The sequence below is a fragment of the Rhizobium anhuiense bv. trifolii genome (assembly GCF_024346605.1).
Taxonomy (GTDB): domain Bacteria; phylum Pseudomonadota; class Alphaproteobacteria; order Rhizobiales; family Rhizobiaceae; genus Rhizobium; species Rhizobium anhuiense.
In genome coordinates this window covers 592,245-607,012 of record NZ_CP098801.1, presented here as the reverse complement: position 1 = coordinate 607,012, position 14,768 = coordinate 592,245, and the positions used below count along the sequence as shown (strand labels likewise).

The window sequence follows — 14,768 nt, the reverse complement described above, 5'->3', positions numbered from 1 at the left end:
AATTTCATTGGTATGGCGTCTGCGGCCGATTTGTTGCGTATTGAAAATCTCGACGTCTCCTTCTCGGTTTTCGGCGACCGACTCCGTGTCGTAAAGGAAGCCAATCTTCGCATCCTTCCGGGCAAGGTCACCGCTCTCGTCGGTGAATCCGGCTCCGGTAAATCGGTGATCAGCCAGTCGATCATGGGCATCCTGCCCAATCCGGCGAAGGCCTCCGGCCGTATCCTGTTCACCGATCCGCTCGACGGCAGCACGACCGATATCCTTTCCTTTCCACGCGACAGCGAGGAAATGCGCGATCTGCGCGGCCGGCGCATGGCGACGATCTTCCAGGAGCCGATGACCTCGCTCTCGCCGCTGCATACGATCGGCAACCAGATCAGCGAGGTGCTGCTGATCCATACCGAGGTCGACAAGCAGGAAGCGCGCGAGAAGACCGAGGAGATGCTCGGCCTGGTCGGTTTTACCAATCCGCATCGCACCTACGACATGTATCCGTTCGAACTGTCCGGCGGCATGCGCCAGCGCGCGATGATCGCCATGGCGCTGATCTGCAAGCCGGCGCTCTTGATCGCCGACGAGCCGACGACGGCGCTCGACGTGACGATCCAGGCGCAGATCCTCGAATTGCTGCGCGAGCTGCAGGCCAAGCTCGGCATGGCGATGCTGCTCATCACCCATGATCTCGGCATCGTCGCCAACATGGCCGACGAGGTGGTCGTCATCTATCATGGCGAGATCATGGAGGCCGGGCCGGTCGAGGATATCTTCCGCAATCCGCAGCATCCCTATCTCAAGGGCCTGATGGCCGCCGTTCCGCATTTCGATATGAAACCCGGCGAGCGGCTGAAAGCGCTGCGCGATGTGACGGTCAATCTCGAAGCCCTCGTCGGCAAGAAGAAGCCGCTCCAGGCAGAGGCGCCGGGCATCCTGCTTTCCGTCGCCAACCTCTCGAAAACCTACAAGACACGCAAGCGCAGTTTCTTCGGCAAGCACGAAGCCACCGTCTTGCGCGCCGTCGACGACGTCAGCTTCGACATTCGCCGCGGCGAATGTCTGGGCCTCGTCGGGGAATCCGGCTGCGGCAAGACGACGCTTAGCAAGATCCTGATGCGCGCCATCACGCCGGACGGCGGCGCGGTGGTGTTCAACGACGGCAAGGAGGTCGTCGACGTCCTCTCCGTCAAGGGCGCCGAACTGCAGGACATGCGCACCAAGATCCAGATGGTGTTCCAGGATCCGGTCTCCTCGCTCTCGCCGCGCATGACGGTGCGCAACATCTTGAGCGAACCCCTCGAGATCCACGACCGCGGCGACAGCGCCGAGCGCAAGCGCAAGGTCGAAGGGCTGATGGCGGCCATCGGCCTCGACAAGCGTTATCTCAGCCGTTATCCGCACAGTTTCTCGGGCGGCCAGCGCCAGCGCATCGGTATCGCGCGCGCTCTCGCGCTCGGCCCGAAGCTCGTCATCCTCGACGAGCCGGTCTCGGCCCTCGACGTCTCCGTGCAAGCGCAGATCCTCAACCTGTTGAAGGATTTGCAGAAGGAGCTGGGGCTGACCTATCTCTTCATCTCGCACAATCTCGCCGTCGTCGATTACATGGCCGACCGCATTGCGGTGATGTGCAAGGGTCGCATCGTCGAGATCGCGCCGCGCGAGATCATCCTGCGCGATCCGGTGCACCCCTATACGAAATCGCTGCTCGCCGCCGTCCCCTTCCCCGATCTCGACCGGCCGCTCGATTTCAAGGCGCTCCGGGAAAACGGCGCCGCCGACAAGCAGAACTGGGGCAAGACCTTCACCGCCGAGCATGACGACGCTTCCGAACTTGCCTATGCCGATCTCGGCGACGGCCATCTGGTGCGCGCCCGCAAGGGCGCCGATGCCAAGGAGTTGCGCTGATGGTAACGCGTCGCACGTTTCTCGGCGGCCTCGTCGGTGCGGCGATCGCGCCCGCGGTGCTTCGGGCCGAACAGGCCGGCGAGCCGGAATTCCTGAAGGAGCGGCTCGCAGCCGGCAGCCTGCCGCCGATGGCAGAGCGCATTCCTGCCCGCCCGCGCATCGTCAATCTGAAGGAGATGGGGCTTCAACCCGGCAGCTACGGCGGCACGGTGCGCACCATCATCGGCAGCCAGCGCGACATCCGCTTCATGACGATCTACGGCTATGCCCGCCTCGTCGGCTACGACAAGCACCTGCAGTTCCAGCCGGACATCCTCGCCGCCTTCCAGTCCGAGGAGGACACAGTCTTCACCTTCACGCTGCGCGAAGGCCATAAATGGTCCGACGGCCAGCCGTTCACGGCCGACGATTTCCGCTACTGGTGGGAAGACGTCATCCTGAACGACAAGCTGACCCCGGGCGGCGGCGCTCTGGAGCTTCGCCCGCACGGCAGCCTGCCGCGCTTCGAGGTGCTCGATCCGCTGACCGTGCGCTACACCTGGGAAAAACCCAACCCGATGTTCCTGCCGACGCTGGCAGGGCCGCTGCCGCTCGTCATCTGCGGCCCCGGTCATTATCTCAAGCAATTCCACAAGAAATTCCAGCCGGACCAGGCGAAGCTGGACGAGCTGATGAAGACCTATCGCGTCAAGAAATGGCAGGATCTGCACATCAAGATGGCGCGCTCCTACCGTCCGGAAAATCCGAACCTGCCGACGCTCGATCCCTGGCGCAATACGACGGCGCTGCCGGCCGAGCAGTTCGTCTTCGAGCGCAACCCGTTCTTCCACCGCGTCGACGAGACCGGCAGGCAGCTTCCCTATCTCGACCGTTTCATCCTCAACGTCTCCTCCTCGTCGATCATCGCCGCCAAGGCCGGAGCCGGCGAAGCCGACCTGCAGGCGACCGGCATCGATTTCAACGACTACACCTTCCTGAAGGAGGCCGAGAAGCGCTTCCCGGTGAAGGTCGATCTGTGGAAGCTGGCGCGCGGCTCGCGCATCACGCTGTTGCCGAACCTCAACTGCGCCGACGAGGTGTGGCGCGGTCTCTTCCGTGACGTGCGCCTGCGCCGGGCGCTGTCGCTGGCGATCAACCGGCACGAGATCAACATGGTCGCCTTCTACGGTCTCGGTACCCCGAGCGCCGATACCGTCCTGCCCGACAGCCCGCTCTTCAAGCAGGAATATGCCGATGCCTATGTGAAATTCGATGCCGACGAGGCCAACCGCCTGCTCGACGAACTCGGCCTGAGCAAGCGTGGCGACGACGGCATCCGGCTGCTGCCGGACGGGCGGCGCGCCGAGATCACCGTCGAGACCGCCGGCGAAAGCAATCTCGACACCGACGTGCTGGAACTGGTGCACGACCACTGGGCCAATATCGGCCTGGCGCTCTATACCCGCACCTCGCAGCGCGACGTCTTCCGTAACCGCGCCATGAGCGGCTCGATCATGATGTCGATCTGGTACGGCCTCGACAATGGCGTGCCGACGGCCGACATGTCGCCCGCGGGACTTGCGCCGACGCTCGACGATCAGCTGCAATGGCCGCTCTGGGGCATGCATTACCTCTCGGCCGGCCAGGAGGGCGTCGCACCCGACCTGCCGGAGGCAGCCGAACTGGTCGACCTGCTCAGCCAATGGGGGGCGGCGCCGAAATTCGAGGAGCGTCAGGTGATCTGGCACAAGATGCTGTCGCTCTATACGCAGCAGGTGTTCTCGATCGGCCTCATCAACAGCACGCCGCAGCCGATCCTTCGTGCCGCCAAGCTGCAGAACCTGCCGGCGAGAGCGCTCTACGGCTTCGATCCCACCTCCTATCTCGGCGTCTACATGCCGGATGCATTCTGGTACAAGGAGGCCTGAGGCGTGCTCAGATACATTCTCTGGCGCATCGCCGCCATGGTGCCGACGCTCTTCGTCATTTCGGCGCTGGTTTTCACCATCATCGAGCTGCCGCCCGGCGACTTCTTCGAGAGCCAGATCGCCGAGCTGCGCGCTTCCGGCGAGACCGCCAATCTCCAGGAAATCGAGGAGATGCGCCAGCAATACGGTTTCGACAAGCCGGAAATCGTGCGCTATTTCTACTGGGTCGGCGGCATGCTGCACGGCGATTTCGGCTACTCCTTCGAATACCAGCTGCCGGTCTCCGACGTGGTCGGCGAGCGGCTCTGGCTGACGATCCTCGTCTCCTTCACGACGATCCTGCTCACCTGGCTGATCGCCTTTCCGATCGGCATCTATTCGGCCACGCATCAGTACAGCTGGGGCGATTACGGGCTGACCTTCCTCGGCCTGATGGGCATCGCCATTCCGAATTTCATGCTGGCGCTGATCCTGATGTATTTCGCCAATATCTGGTTCGGCGTCTCGATCGGCCATCTGATGGACCAGCAATATATCTCGGCGCCGATGAGCTGGGAGAAGGCACGATCGATCCTCTCTCACCTCTGGATCCCGGTCATCATCGTCGGCACGGCGGGAACGGCCGGCATGATCCGGCGGCTGCGCGCCAACCTGCTTGACGAGATGCAGAAGCAGTATGTCGTCACCGCCCGCGCCAAGGGCCTGCCGCCGCTCAAAGCGCTGGTCAAATATCCGCTGCGCATGGCGCTCAACTTTTTCGTCGCCGATATCGGCTCGATCCTGCCGTCGATCATCTCCGGCGCCGAAATCGTCGCCATCGTGCTGTCGCTGGAGACGACCGGGCCGATGCTCATCAAGGCGCTGCAGAGCCAGGACATGTATCTCGCCGGCTCCTTCCTGATGTTCCTGGCCTTCCTCAACGTCATCGGCGTGCTGATCTCCGACATCGCGCTCGGCTTCCTCGATCCCCGCATCCGTCTGCAAGGCAGGAGCACCAAATAATGTCGCCCCTTCCCGCACCCGGCGCACCGCTGCCGCACTACGTCTCGACCGCGCCCTTCGATCCGCACGCGACCGAAACTATGACGGCGGCGCAATCGCGCATCCATCTCGCCTCGCAGAAAAAGCTGATGTGGTGGAAGTTCAAGCAGCACAGGCTGGCCTTGATTTCCGGCATCTTTCTCGCCGTCATCTACCTGATGATCCTGATCGTCGAGTTCCTGGCGCCCTACGGCCTGCACACGCGCAACGTCGATTTCATCCATGCGCCGCCGCAGACCATCCACTTCTTCGACAAGGGCAGCTTCGTCGGGCCCTTCGTCTATGGCCGCAGCATGACGCTCGATATCGACACGCTGCATCGCGTCTATGCCGACAGGCCGAACGACGTGCAGCCGATCCGTTTCTTCTGCCGCGGCGATGGCTACAAGTTCTGGGGCGTCGTCGCCTCCGACTATCACCTCGTCTGCCCGGCGATCGGTGGCCAGATGTTCCTGCTCGGCACCGACCGGCTCGGCCGCGATGTGCTCTCGCGCATCCTCTACGGAGCGCGGATATCGCTGACGATCGGCCTGATCGGCATTTCGATCAGCTTCGTGCTCGGCATCGTCATCGGCGGGCTTGCCGGTTATAGGGGCGGCGTTTTCGATCTCATCGTCCAGCGCCTGATCGAAGTGCTGCAGTCGCTGCCAAGCCTGCCGCTGTGGATGGCGCTAGCCGCCATCATGCCGGTGACGTGGAGCCCGATCGTCATCTATTTCGGCATCACGGTGATCCTCGGCATCATCGACTGGACCGGGCTAGCGCGCGCCGTGCGCTCCAAACTGCTGGCGCTGCGCGAAGAGGATTACGTGCAGGCCGCACAGCTGATGGGCGCCAGCACGCCGCGCATCATCGGCCGGCATCTGGTGCCGGGTTTCATGTCGCATCTCATCGCCTCGGCGACAATTTCGATCCCCGGCATGATCCTCGGCGAAACCGCGCTCTCCTTCCTCGGCCTCGGCCTTCGTCCGCCGATCACCAGCTGGGGCATTTTGCTCACCGAAGCAAAAAGCGTCAGCGTCATCGCCTTTTATCCTTGGCTGCTCTATCCGATCATTCCTGTTGTTCTTGTCATTTTGGCGTTCAACTTTCTGGGAGACGGCTTGCGTGATGCGGCAGATCCCTACAAATAGCAGAAAGCTCGGCGGCGCCTCACGGCGCCGCCCCCGCCTTGCGGCCTCCGGACGGTGGGGGTGCTAAGTATGTTGCTCACCCCAGAAGGGATGCCCATGTCCAGACGTCTCGAAGATGCGCGCATCCTCATGTACAGCCACGACACATTCGGTCTCGGCCATCTGCGCCGCTGTCGCGCCATTGCCCATGCTCTGGTCGAGGATTATCGCGGCCTCAACATTCTGATCATTTCGGGTGCCACGATCGCCGGCGCCTTCGACTACCGCGCCCGCGTCGACTTCGTGAAGATCCCGAGCGTCATCAAGCTGCGCAACGGCGAATATACGTCGCTCGCCAGCCATATCGACCTGCACGAGACGCTGAAGATGCGCGAATCGAGCATCCGCCACACCGCCGAGACTTTCCAGCCCGATATCTTCATCGTCGACAAGGAGCCGATGGGGCTGAAGGGCGAGGTCGAGGATACGCTCGCCTATCTCAAGGCCCGCGGCACCGTCCTGGTGCTCGGCCTGCGCGAGATCATGGATGCGCCGCATCTGCTCGAGGCCGAGTGGAAGAAGAACAGCATCATGCAGAAGATCGACCAATATTACGACAGCGTCTGGGTCTATGGCCCGCCTGACTTTTACGATCCGCTGATCGGCCTCGACGTGCCGGCGAGCCTGCGCCGGAAGATGGATTTCGTCGGCTTCCTGCAGCGCAGCGTCTCCAAGGGCAAGACCTCGATCAATGCCCGCAAGGATAATTACCTCCTCGTCACCACAGGCGGCGGCGGCGACGGCTCCGATCTCGTCCACGACGTCATGAACGCCTACGAGGCCGATCCGACGCTGACGCAGAAGGCGCTCGTCGTGCTCGGGCCCTATATGCCGGCGGCCGAGCGCGCCAAGCTGGTGCAGAAGGGGGAAGCCATCCCCTATATCGAGGTGATCGAGTTCGACAATCACATGGAAGAGCTGATCGACGGCGCCACCGGTGTCGTCGCCATGGGCGGGTACAACACCTATTGCGAGATCCTCTCCTTCGACAAGCCAGCGCTCATCGTGCCGCGCGTCAAGCCGCGCGAGGAACAGCTCCTGCGCGCCAAGCGCGCCAGTGAACTCGGCCTCGTCGACATGCTGCTGCCGGACCAGTCGGTCGACCCGATCATCATGGCCGAGGCGCTGAAGCGCCTGCCCTCCCGCCAGCCGCCTTCGAAGAGCGGCGGCAATATGCGTCTCGAAGGGCTGGACCACATCTCGCAGACCGTCGCCCGCTGGATCGACGGCCGCGGCAGCCATCTTTCCCTCGTCGGCGCGGAATAGGGCACAGCCTTGCCACCACGCCGCAAGATCCTCGTCGTACTGAAAGGCTATCCCCGCCTTTCGGAAACCTTCATCGCCCAGGAGTTGCTCGGCCTCGAAAAGGCCGGCTTCGACCTCACGCTGATTTCCATGCGCCGGCCGACCGACAGGAAGCGTCATCCCGTGCATGACGAGATCAGGGCGCGCGTCGTCTATCTGCCGGAATATCTGCACGAGGAGCCGATCCGCGTGCTGAAGGGCCTGATCGCCGGCTTCTCCAAACCCGGCTTCAAGGCGCTGATCAAACGCTTCCTCGCCGATCTCAAGCGCGACATCTCCCGCAACCGCTTCCGCCGTCTCGGCCAGGCGCTGGTGCTGGGACGCGAATGGCCGGATGGCGGCGAATGGCTGCATGCGCATTTCATCCACACGCCGGCCTCGGTGACGGAATATGCGAGCATCCTGACGGGTACGCCCTGGACCTGTTCGGCGCACGCCAAGGACATCTGGACGTCGCCGGACTGGGAACTGCACGAAAAACTCGGCAGCGCCCGCTGGGCGGTCACCTGCACCAGGACGGGCTACGAACACATGCGGGAATTGACCGACCGAAAGGATGCGGTGCATCTGAGTTATCACGGTCTCGATCTTGCCCGCTTCGGCCATTTTGCCGGCGAACGGTCGGACCGCACCGGCAGCGATCCCGACGATCCGGCCTTCATCCTCAGCGTCGGCCGCGCCGTCGAGAAGAAGGGTTATGACGTACTGCTGCAGGCCCTGGCCCTGCTGCCCGCTGACCTGCACTGGCGCATGGACCATATCGGCGGCGGCGAGGAGCTCGCAAAACTGAAAGTCCTGGCCACCGAACTCGGCATCTCCGGTCGCATCGTCTGGAAAGGCGCCTTGGCGCAGGAAGAGGTGCTCGACCATTACCGCCGCGCCGACCTCTTCGCGCTGGCCTGCCGCATCGCCGCCAACGGCGACCGCGACGGCCTGCCGAACGTGCTTGTGGAAGCCTCGAGCCAGCGGCTCGTCTGCCTCTCGACCGACGTATCCGGCGTGCCGGAGCTTTTGAAGGACGGTGAAAACGGCCTCGTCGTGCCGCCCGAGGATCCGGCGAAGCTCGCCGAAGCGCTGGAAGCGGCGATCCGCGACCCGGCGCTGCGCAAGCGGCTCGGCGATGCGGCCGAACGCCAGGTGCGTCAGCATTTCGACTATCACTGCAGCATCAGACAGCTCACCGGCCTGTTCGAGGCCGAATGGCAGAAGGCCTCATGACGGCACCACGCATCTTCTTCTACGTCCAGCACCTGCTCGGCATCGGCCACATCGCCCGCGCCAGCCGTATCGCCAATGCGCTGGTCAAGGACGGCTTCGACGTGACCGTCGTGACCGGCGGCCTGCCGGTGCCGGGTTTTCCCGCCGAGGGCATCAAGACCGTCGCCTTGCCGGCGGTCGTCGCCAGCAATGCTGGCTTCTCCGGCCTCGCCGATGCCGATGGCCGGCCGGCCGGCGAGGAGTTCCTCAATGCCCGCCGCGAGCGGCTGCTCGAGGCCTTTCATGCCGCAAGGCCCGATGTCGTGATCATCGAAGCCTTCCCCTTCGGCCGGCGGCAGATGCGCTTCGAACTGCTGCCGCTGCTTGCCGCGATCGAAAAGGCCGAACCCCGGCCGAAACTTGTAAGCTCGGTGCGCGACATCCTGCAGGAAAACCGCAAGGCCGGCCGCGACGCCGAGACCGTCGCACTGGTCAAAGAGCATTTCGATGCCGTGCTCGTCCATGGCGATCCCGGCTTCGTCAGGCTTGAGGACACCTTCCCGCTGACACCCGAGATCGCCGACAGGCTGCGTTACACCGGCCTCGTCGCACCTCCGCCGGCGCCGGAACCGATCGAGACCTTCGACATCATCGCATCGGCGGGCGGCGGCGCGGTCGGCGCCGAACTGATCGGCGCGGCAAAACAGGCGGCAGCGATGCTGCCCGATGATCTTCGCTGGCTGCTGATATCAGGCCCGAACCTGCCGGAGGCCGATTTCGCCGCGCTGTCGCGGGACGCGCCCGCGAATGTGACGCTGGTGCGCTTCCGCAGGGATTTTCCCTCGCTGCTGCGCGGCGCGAAGGTGTCGATCTCGCAAGCGGGCTACAACACGGTCGGCGATCTCCTGCGCACCCAATGCCGGGCGATCCTCATCCCCTTCGTCGCCGACGGCGAGACCGAACAGACGGTGCGCGCCGAACGGCTGCAGGCGCTTGATCTTGCCGATATCCTGCCGGAAAAGGGACTGACGTCGGGCCATCTGAAGGAGGCTGTCGAAAAGGCGCTTGCAGCGCCGCGACGGCGGTCGGTATTGCTCGATCTCGCCGGGGCGGAGAAGACGGCCGGCATCATTCGCTCACTGATTGCCGAATCGCTCGCCTAATCCAAAATTCCTGTGATATAAGCAAAGTTCCGGCGAGAATCGGCGTTTCTGCAGCCGGTCGCTTCGCCTTGTTTTCATTGCGATATCGGCGGTCCGGCTGCATGGTCCTGTTCTCAAGCTTCCTCCCTGTCCCGGCGCCCGGATCGCGCCCCCGGAATGTCCCAGCAAGCTGACGGTTAGCCATGGAAAAAAGCCTCGCCCGCTACATCTGGAAGAACACGCGGCTGCAGCAGCTGTGGATTCTGGCTGTCGTCGCCGCCTCGATGGTGCCCTACTTCCTGTCCTTCGACCTGCCGAAGCAGATCGTCAACGGACCGATCCAGGGTGACGGTTTCGAAGGTCCCGGGGCAAAGCAGACCTTCATGCACATTGCCTACGACATTCCGCTGATCGGCCATGTCGAATTCTTTCAAGGGTTGCAGCTCAACCGCTTCCAGATGCTGATGGCCCTCAGCCTGGTGTTTCTGGCGCTGGTCGTGCTGAACGGCCTCTTCAAGTTCTACATCAACACCTATAAGGGCCGGCTCGGCGAGCGCATGCTGCGCCGTATCCGCTTCGAGCTGATCGACCGGGTGCTGCGTTTTCCGCCCATTCACTTCAAGCGAGTCAAATCGGCCGAAATCGCTACGATGATCAAGGATGAAGTGGAGCCGATGGGCGGCTTCACCGGCGATGCCTTCGTCTCGCCTGCCCTTCTCGGCGGCCAGGCGATCACGGCGCTCGCCTTCATCATCGTCCAGAATTTCTGGCTCGGCATGATCGCCGCCGGCATCGTCGGCGTGCAGGCCGTCGTCATTCCCCGCATGCGCAAGCGTCTGCTGGAGCTCGGCCGCCAGCGGCAGCTGACGGCACGCGAGCTTTCCGGCCGCGTCGGCGAAATCGTCGAGGGCATCGGCACGATCCACGGCAACGACACATCAAACCTCGAACGCGCCGACATCGCCTCGCGGCTCGGCCGGATCTTCTCGATCCGCTACGACCTTTACCAGTGGAAGTTCCTGGTGAAGTTCATCAACAACTTCCTCGCCCAGGTGACGCCCTTCCTGTTCTACGCGATCGGTGGCTACCTGGCGCTGCAGGGCCGGCTCGACATCGGCCAGCTCGTCGCCGTCATATCGGCCTACAAGGACCTGCCCGGCCCGCTGAAAGAACTGATCGACTGGGACCAGATGCGCCAGGACGTGCAGGTGAAATACCAGCAGGTCTATGAGCAGTTCAATGTCGAGCCGCTGATCGACAGCCGCATCCAGGAACTCGCGACCACCCCGGTCGGGGCACTGACGAGCGCGCTCGTCGTCACCAATCTGTCGCTCTCCGACGACAGCGGCGCCCGCCTCGTCGATCACGTCTCCGTCGAGATCAAACCGAACGAAACGGTGGCGATCGTCGGCCCGAACGGCAGTGGCGCGGAAGCCTTCGCCGAGGCGCTCGGACGCATGGTCTGGCCGGATTCCGGCCGCATCACCATCGACGGCCGCGATTTGCTGGACCTGCCGGAATCGATCACCGGCCGGCGGATCTCCTATGCCTCGGCCGACACCTTCTTCTTCCACGGCACGCTCGCCAGCAATCTGCTCTACGGCCTCAAGCACGCGCCGATGACCGATCCCGTCTATGACGAGAGGGAAGCGCTGGAGTATAAATGGCATTCCGCCGAGGCGGTGAAGGCCGGCAATCCGACGCTCGACCTCAACAGCGACTGGGTGGACTACAAGGCAGCCGGGGCCAGCGGGCCCGAGGACCTGCTGAAAGCGATCCGCCCGGTGCTAGACGCCGTCCTGATCTCGCAGGACATCCTCGATCTAGCGCTGCGTTCGACCGTCAACACCGACGTGCATGTCGCCGTCAGCGACCACGTCGTGGCGCTACGCGCCTCGCTGCGGGACCGGCTGCGCGACGAAGGGCTCGACACGATCGTCGTGCCTTTCGATTTCGACGCCTATAACGCTCAGGCGACGGTTGGCGAGAACCTGCTCTTCGGCACGATGAAGCGGCCTTTGATGACCAATCGCCGGCTTGCCGCCCATCCTTACTTCCAACAGTTGTTCCGCGAGACCGGCCTCAGCACCGATCTCTACGCCATGGGCCTCGAAATCGCCGAGAACGCTGTGGAACTCTTCCACGACCTGCCGCCGGACCACCCCTTCTTCCAGCAACTGACCTTCATGACGGCGGACGACATTCCGACCTATCAGGCGCTGCTGCAGAAGCTGCAAAGCCGCCGCTTCGAGGACGCAACGCCTGAGGAACGGTCGGCCATCATCCGGCTGAGCTTTGCCTATATCGAGCCGCGCCACCGCTTCGGCCTGTTGACGGACGAGCTGATGGACAAGATCGTCAGCGCCCGCAAGCAGTTCCACGAGCATATACGGGCCGATCTCGCCGAGTTGATCGAGCGCTACGACGCCGAACGTTTCACCCCGTCGGCAAGCCTGATGGACAATGTGCTCTTCGGCCGCATCGCCTATCAGCAGGCCGATGCCTCCGACCGCATCCGCGGCATCATGGGCGAACTCTTCGACGCGCTCGACCTTTACGACGACGTGCTGTCGATCGGCCTCGAATTCGACGTCGGCTCCGGCGGCAAGCGGCTGACCATGGTGCAGCGGCAGAAGCTGAACCTTGCCCGCGCGCTCCTGAAGCGCTCGGACTATTTCATCTTCAACCGGCCGCTCTCGGCGCTCGACCAGCGCGTTCAGGATCGGATCACCCGTAACATCATCGAGGATCTGCACGAGGAAGGCCAACGGCCGGCGATCATCTGGGTGCTCTCCAATGCCCGGCTGGCGGAGATGTTCGACCGGATCCTGCTCTTCGACCGCGGCGGATTGGCCGAAGCCGGAAACTATCCCGAACTTTCCGAGAAAAACGGGATGTTCAAGGAACTGTTATCGTAATATTCTATAGGGGCGGCGATAATGGGCGTTCCCGGCGGGACGCCTCGGAGTTTGAAGACGCCTGGTCCCGCGGACCCTGCGTTAGGGGGTAAAAACGCTCATGCTGTTGAGAGACGAAGTCGAAATGCTGCGACGGGTGCCGATCTTTTCCAGGATCGCACCAGCAAAGCTCAAGCTTTTGGCCTTCACCTCCGATCGCATGACCTACAAAGCCGGGCAAAACCTCTTCCATCAGGGCGATGTCGGCGACGCCGCTTATGTCATTCTTTCGGGTACCGCCGACATCATCGTCTCCTCACCGGCCGGCGAGATCAAGGTCGCCGACGTCGAGCTCAATTCCATCGTCGGCGAAATCGCCATCCTCTGCGACGTCTCGCGCACGGCAACGGTGCGCGCCACCTCGCCACTCGAGGTGTTGCGCATCAGCAAGGAGCACTTCCTGAAACTGCTCAGCGATTTCCCCGAGATGGCGGTTGAGATCATGCGGGTGCTGGCCGACCGCCTGAACCACACCACGGCGGAACTGACCGCGGCGCGGGCGGCAAAGCAGCCGCAGATGGCGCAGTAAGACGCATTCAGCGTTTCGATTGCAATGCATTTAATAATTGGAATTGCGCAGTCCGAAAAAGAAAGCCTGCATGGTTTCCCATGCATTTAAGTCCGCCTATTCGCGCTGTTCCAGCGCCCTGCTGAAGGCGAGTGCCGCCAGCGTGCAGATGGCGCCGGACAGCAGGTAGTAGCCGACGAAGGTCAGGCCGAAGCGGCTGGAGAGGCTGAGCGCCACCAGCGGCGCAAAACCGGCGCCGACCAGCCAGGCGAGATCCGAGGTGAAGGCGGCACCCGTGTAGCGGTAGCCGCGGCCGAAGCGCGACGAGATCGAGCCCGTCGCCTGGCCGAAGGACAGGCCGAGCACGCCGAAGCCGATGATGACGAAAGCGTCGTGGCCGCTGTTGCCGGATGCGATCAAAATCGGCCCGACGAAGCTGAAGATGGCGATGATGACGGCGCAGATGGCAAGCTGGGCGCGTCGCCCGATGCGGTCGGCGATCAGGCCCGACGCGATGATGGTGACGATGCCGACCATGGCGCCGACCACCTGCACCACCATGAAGGCACCGATCGGCTGGTTGCCGTAAAGGCTCATCCAGCCGAGCGGGAAGATGGTGACGAGGTGGAACATGGCGAAGCTCGCCAGCGGCACGAAGGCGCCGATCAGGATGTCGCGGCCATGAACGCGCAGCACGTCGAGGATGGGTGCTGCTTCCAGCTCATGCTGCTCGAGCAGCGTGCCGAATTCCTTCGTCATCACGAGGCGCAACCGCGCAAACAGCGCCACGACGTTGATCGCGAAGGCGACGAAGAAGGGATAACGCCAGCCCCAGGAGAGAAAATCCTCACTGGAAAGATTGGCGACGAAATAACCGAACAGGGTGCTTGCCAGCGCAAAGCCGATCGGTGCGCCGAGCTGCGGGATCATCGCATACCAGCCGCGATGCTTGGCCGGCGCGTTGAGCGCGAGCAGCGAGGCAAGGCCGTCCCAGGCGCCGCCGAGCGCGAAGCCCTGGCCGAGACGGAAGAGCGCCAGCAGCGCGATCGACCAGACGCCGATCTCCTGGTAACCCGGCAGGAAGGCGATCGAGGCGGTGGAGCCGCCGAGCAGGAAAAGCGCGATCGTCAGCTTGGTGCCGCGGCCGTATAGCCGGTCGATCGTCATGAAGACGACGGAGCCGACGGGGCGGGCCAGGAAGGCGAGCGAGAAGATGGCGAAGGAATAGAGCGTTCCCGTCAGCCTGTCCGGCGCGAAGGGGAAGATCAGCTGTGGAAAAACCAGCACCGAGGCGAGGCCGTAGACGAAGAAATCGAAGAATTCCGACATGCGGCCGATCACCACGCCGACGGCGATGCTGCCCGGCGAAACCGGTTTGTCGTCGTGAATGCGCCGCGCGTCGCGTTCCAGCGACGACGATGACGGTCCGTAATGCGATGTTGTAGCCATGAAAACGCCTCCCTCGTTGAAGCGCTTTCGCCAAGGCGCCTCAGCCTGATCTTGATCAAACCTGCAGGCTTATCAAGTCCGTAACACGTAAATAGTTCGTCATGGCTGCTCAAAATGAGGCTTGGATGGGAAAAATAGCGTGATCGGGACCGCGATTTTCCCATTGGAACGCTGGCATGGCCGGCTGT

10 protein-coding genes are annotated in these 14,768 nt (G+C 63.2%); 9 read left to right on the top strand and 1 reads right to left on the bottom strand.

The window, feature by feature from the left end; translation table 11 throughout:
- Positions 1-12: 12 nt before the first annotated feature.
- From NE851_RS02920 to NE851_RS02880, 9 genes are all read left to right on the top strand, one after another.
- The gene (locus NE851_RS02920) at positions 13-1,902 is read left to right on the top strand and encodes an ABC transporter ATP-binding protein (RefSeq protein ID WP_047612666.1); all 1,890 of its coding nucleotides are present in this window, start codon (positions 13-15) and stop codon (positions 1,900-1,902) included.
- Positions 1,902-3,809: an ABC transporter substrate-binding protein gene (locus NE851_RS02915; RefSeq protein WP_028755866.1), complete on the top strand. Its 1,908-nt coding sequence runs from the start codon at positions 1,902-1,904 to the stop codon at positions 3,807-3,809. Before NE851_RS02920 ends, NE851_RS02915 begins: the two co-directional genes overlap by 1 nt.
- Before the next feature lie 3 nt (positions 3,810-3,812).
- The gene (locus NE851_RS02910; protein ID WP_028755865.1) at positions 3,813-4,811 is read left to right on the top strand and encodes an ABC transporter permease; all 999 of its coding nucleotides are present in this window, start codon (positions 3,813-3,815) and stop codon (positions 4,809-4,811) included.
- Positions 4,811-5,983: an ABC transporter permease gene (locus NE851_RS02905; RefSeq protein ID WP_028755864.1), complete on the top strand. Its 1,173-nt coding sequence runs from the start codon at positions 4,811-4,813 to the stop codon at positions 5,981-5,983. Before NE851_RS02910 ends, NE851_RS02905 begins: the two co-directional genes overlap by 1 nt.
- A 96-nt stretch (positions 5,984-6,079) precedes the next feature.
- Positions 6,080-7,288 (top strand): glycosyltransferase family protein, encoded by a 1,209-nt coding sequence (locus tag NE851_RS02900; RefSeq protein WP_028755863.1) that lies wholly within the window; start codon positions 6,080-6,082, stop codon positions 7,286-7,288.
- A gap of 9 nt (positions 7,289-7,297) precedes the next feature.
- Positions 7,298-8,545 (top strand): glycosyltransferase, encoded by a 1,248-nt coding sequence (locus NE851_RS02895; protein WP_047612654.1) that lies wholly within the window; start codon positions 7,298-7,300, stop codon positions 8,543-8,545.
- Complete coding sequence (locus tag NE851_RS02890) at positions 8,542-9,687, top strand: glycosyltransferase family protein (protein ID WP_047613441.1); 1,146 nt, start codon at positions 8,542-8,544, stop codon at positions 9,685-9,687. Before NE851_RS02895 ends, NE851_RS02890 begins: the two co-directional genes overlap by 4 nt.
- 182 nt (positions 9,688-9,869) lie before the next feature.
- The gene (locus tag NE851_RS02885; protein WP_254956172.1) at positions 9,870-12,584 is read left to right on the top strand and encodes an ABC transporter ATP-binding protein; all 2,715 of its coding nucleotides are present in this window, start codon (positions 9,870-9,872) and stop codon (positions 12,582-12,584) included.
- Positions 12,585-12,684: 100 nt separating this feature from the next.
- Positions 12,685-13,152, top strand: a complete 468-nt coding sequence (locus NE851_RS02880) for a cyclic nucleotide-binding domain-containing protein (RefSeq protein ID WP_003563501.1) — start codon at positions 12,685-12,687, stop codon at positions 13,150-13,152.
- Between the two features lie 96 nt (positions 13,153-13,248).
- On the opposite strand, the gene NE851_RS02875 is transcribed toward NE851_RS02880, so the two are convergent.
- Positions 13,249-14,580 (bottom strand): MFS transporter, encoded by a 1,332-nt coding sequence (locus NE851_RS02875; RefSeq protein ID WP_047612644.1) that lies wholly within the window; start codon positions 14,578-14,580, stop codon positions 13,249-13,251.
- Between the last annotated feature and the right edge of the window lie 188 nt (positions 14,581-14,768).

Bases quoted from the DNA above. Each gene is read 5' to 3' on its own strand.
- NE851_RS02920 (WP_047612666.1), top strand. From the start codon at position 13: ATGGCGTCTGCGGCCGATTTGTTGCGTATTGAAAATCTCGACGTCTCC.
- NE851_RS02915 (WP_028755866.1), top strand. From the start codon at position 1,902: ATGGTAACGCGTCGCACGTTTCTCGGCGGCCTCGTCGGTGCGGCGATC.
- NE851_RS02905 (WP_028755864.1), top strand. From the start codon at position 4,811: ATGTCGCCCCTTCCCGCACCCGGCGCACCGCTGCCGCACTACGTCTCG.
- NE851_RS02900 (WP_028755863.1), top strand. From the start codon at position 6,080: ATGTCCAGACGTCTCGAAGATGCGCGCATCCTCATGTACAGCCACGAC.
- NE851_RS02890 (WP_047613441.1), top strand. From the start codon at position 8,542: ATGACGGCACCACGCATCTTCTTCTACGTCCAGCACCTGCTCGGCATC.
- NE851_RS02885 (WP_254956172.1), top strand. From the start codon at position 9,870: ATGGAAAAAAGCCTCGCCCGCTACATCTGGAAGAACACGCGGCTGCAG.
- NE851_RS02880 (WP_003563501.1), top strand. From the start codon at position 12,685: ATGCTGTTGAGAGACGAAGTCGAAATGCTGCGACGGGTGCCGATCTTT.
- NE851_RS02875 (WP_047612644.1), bottom strand. From the start codon at position 14,580: ATGGCTACAACATCGCATTACGGACCGTCATCGTCGTCGCTGGAACGC.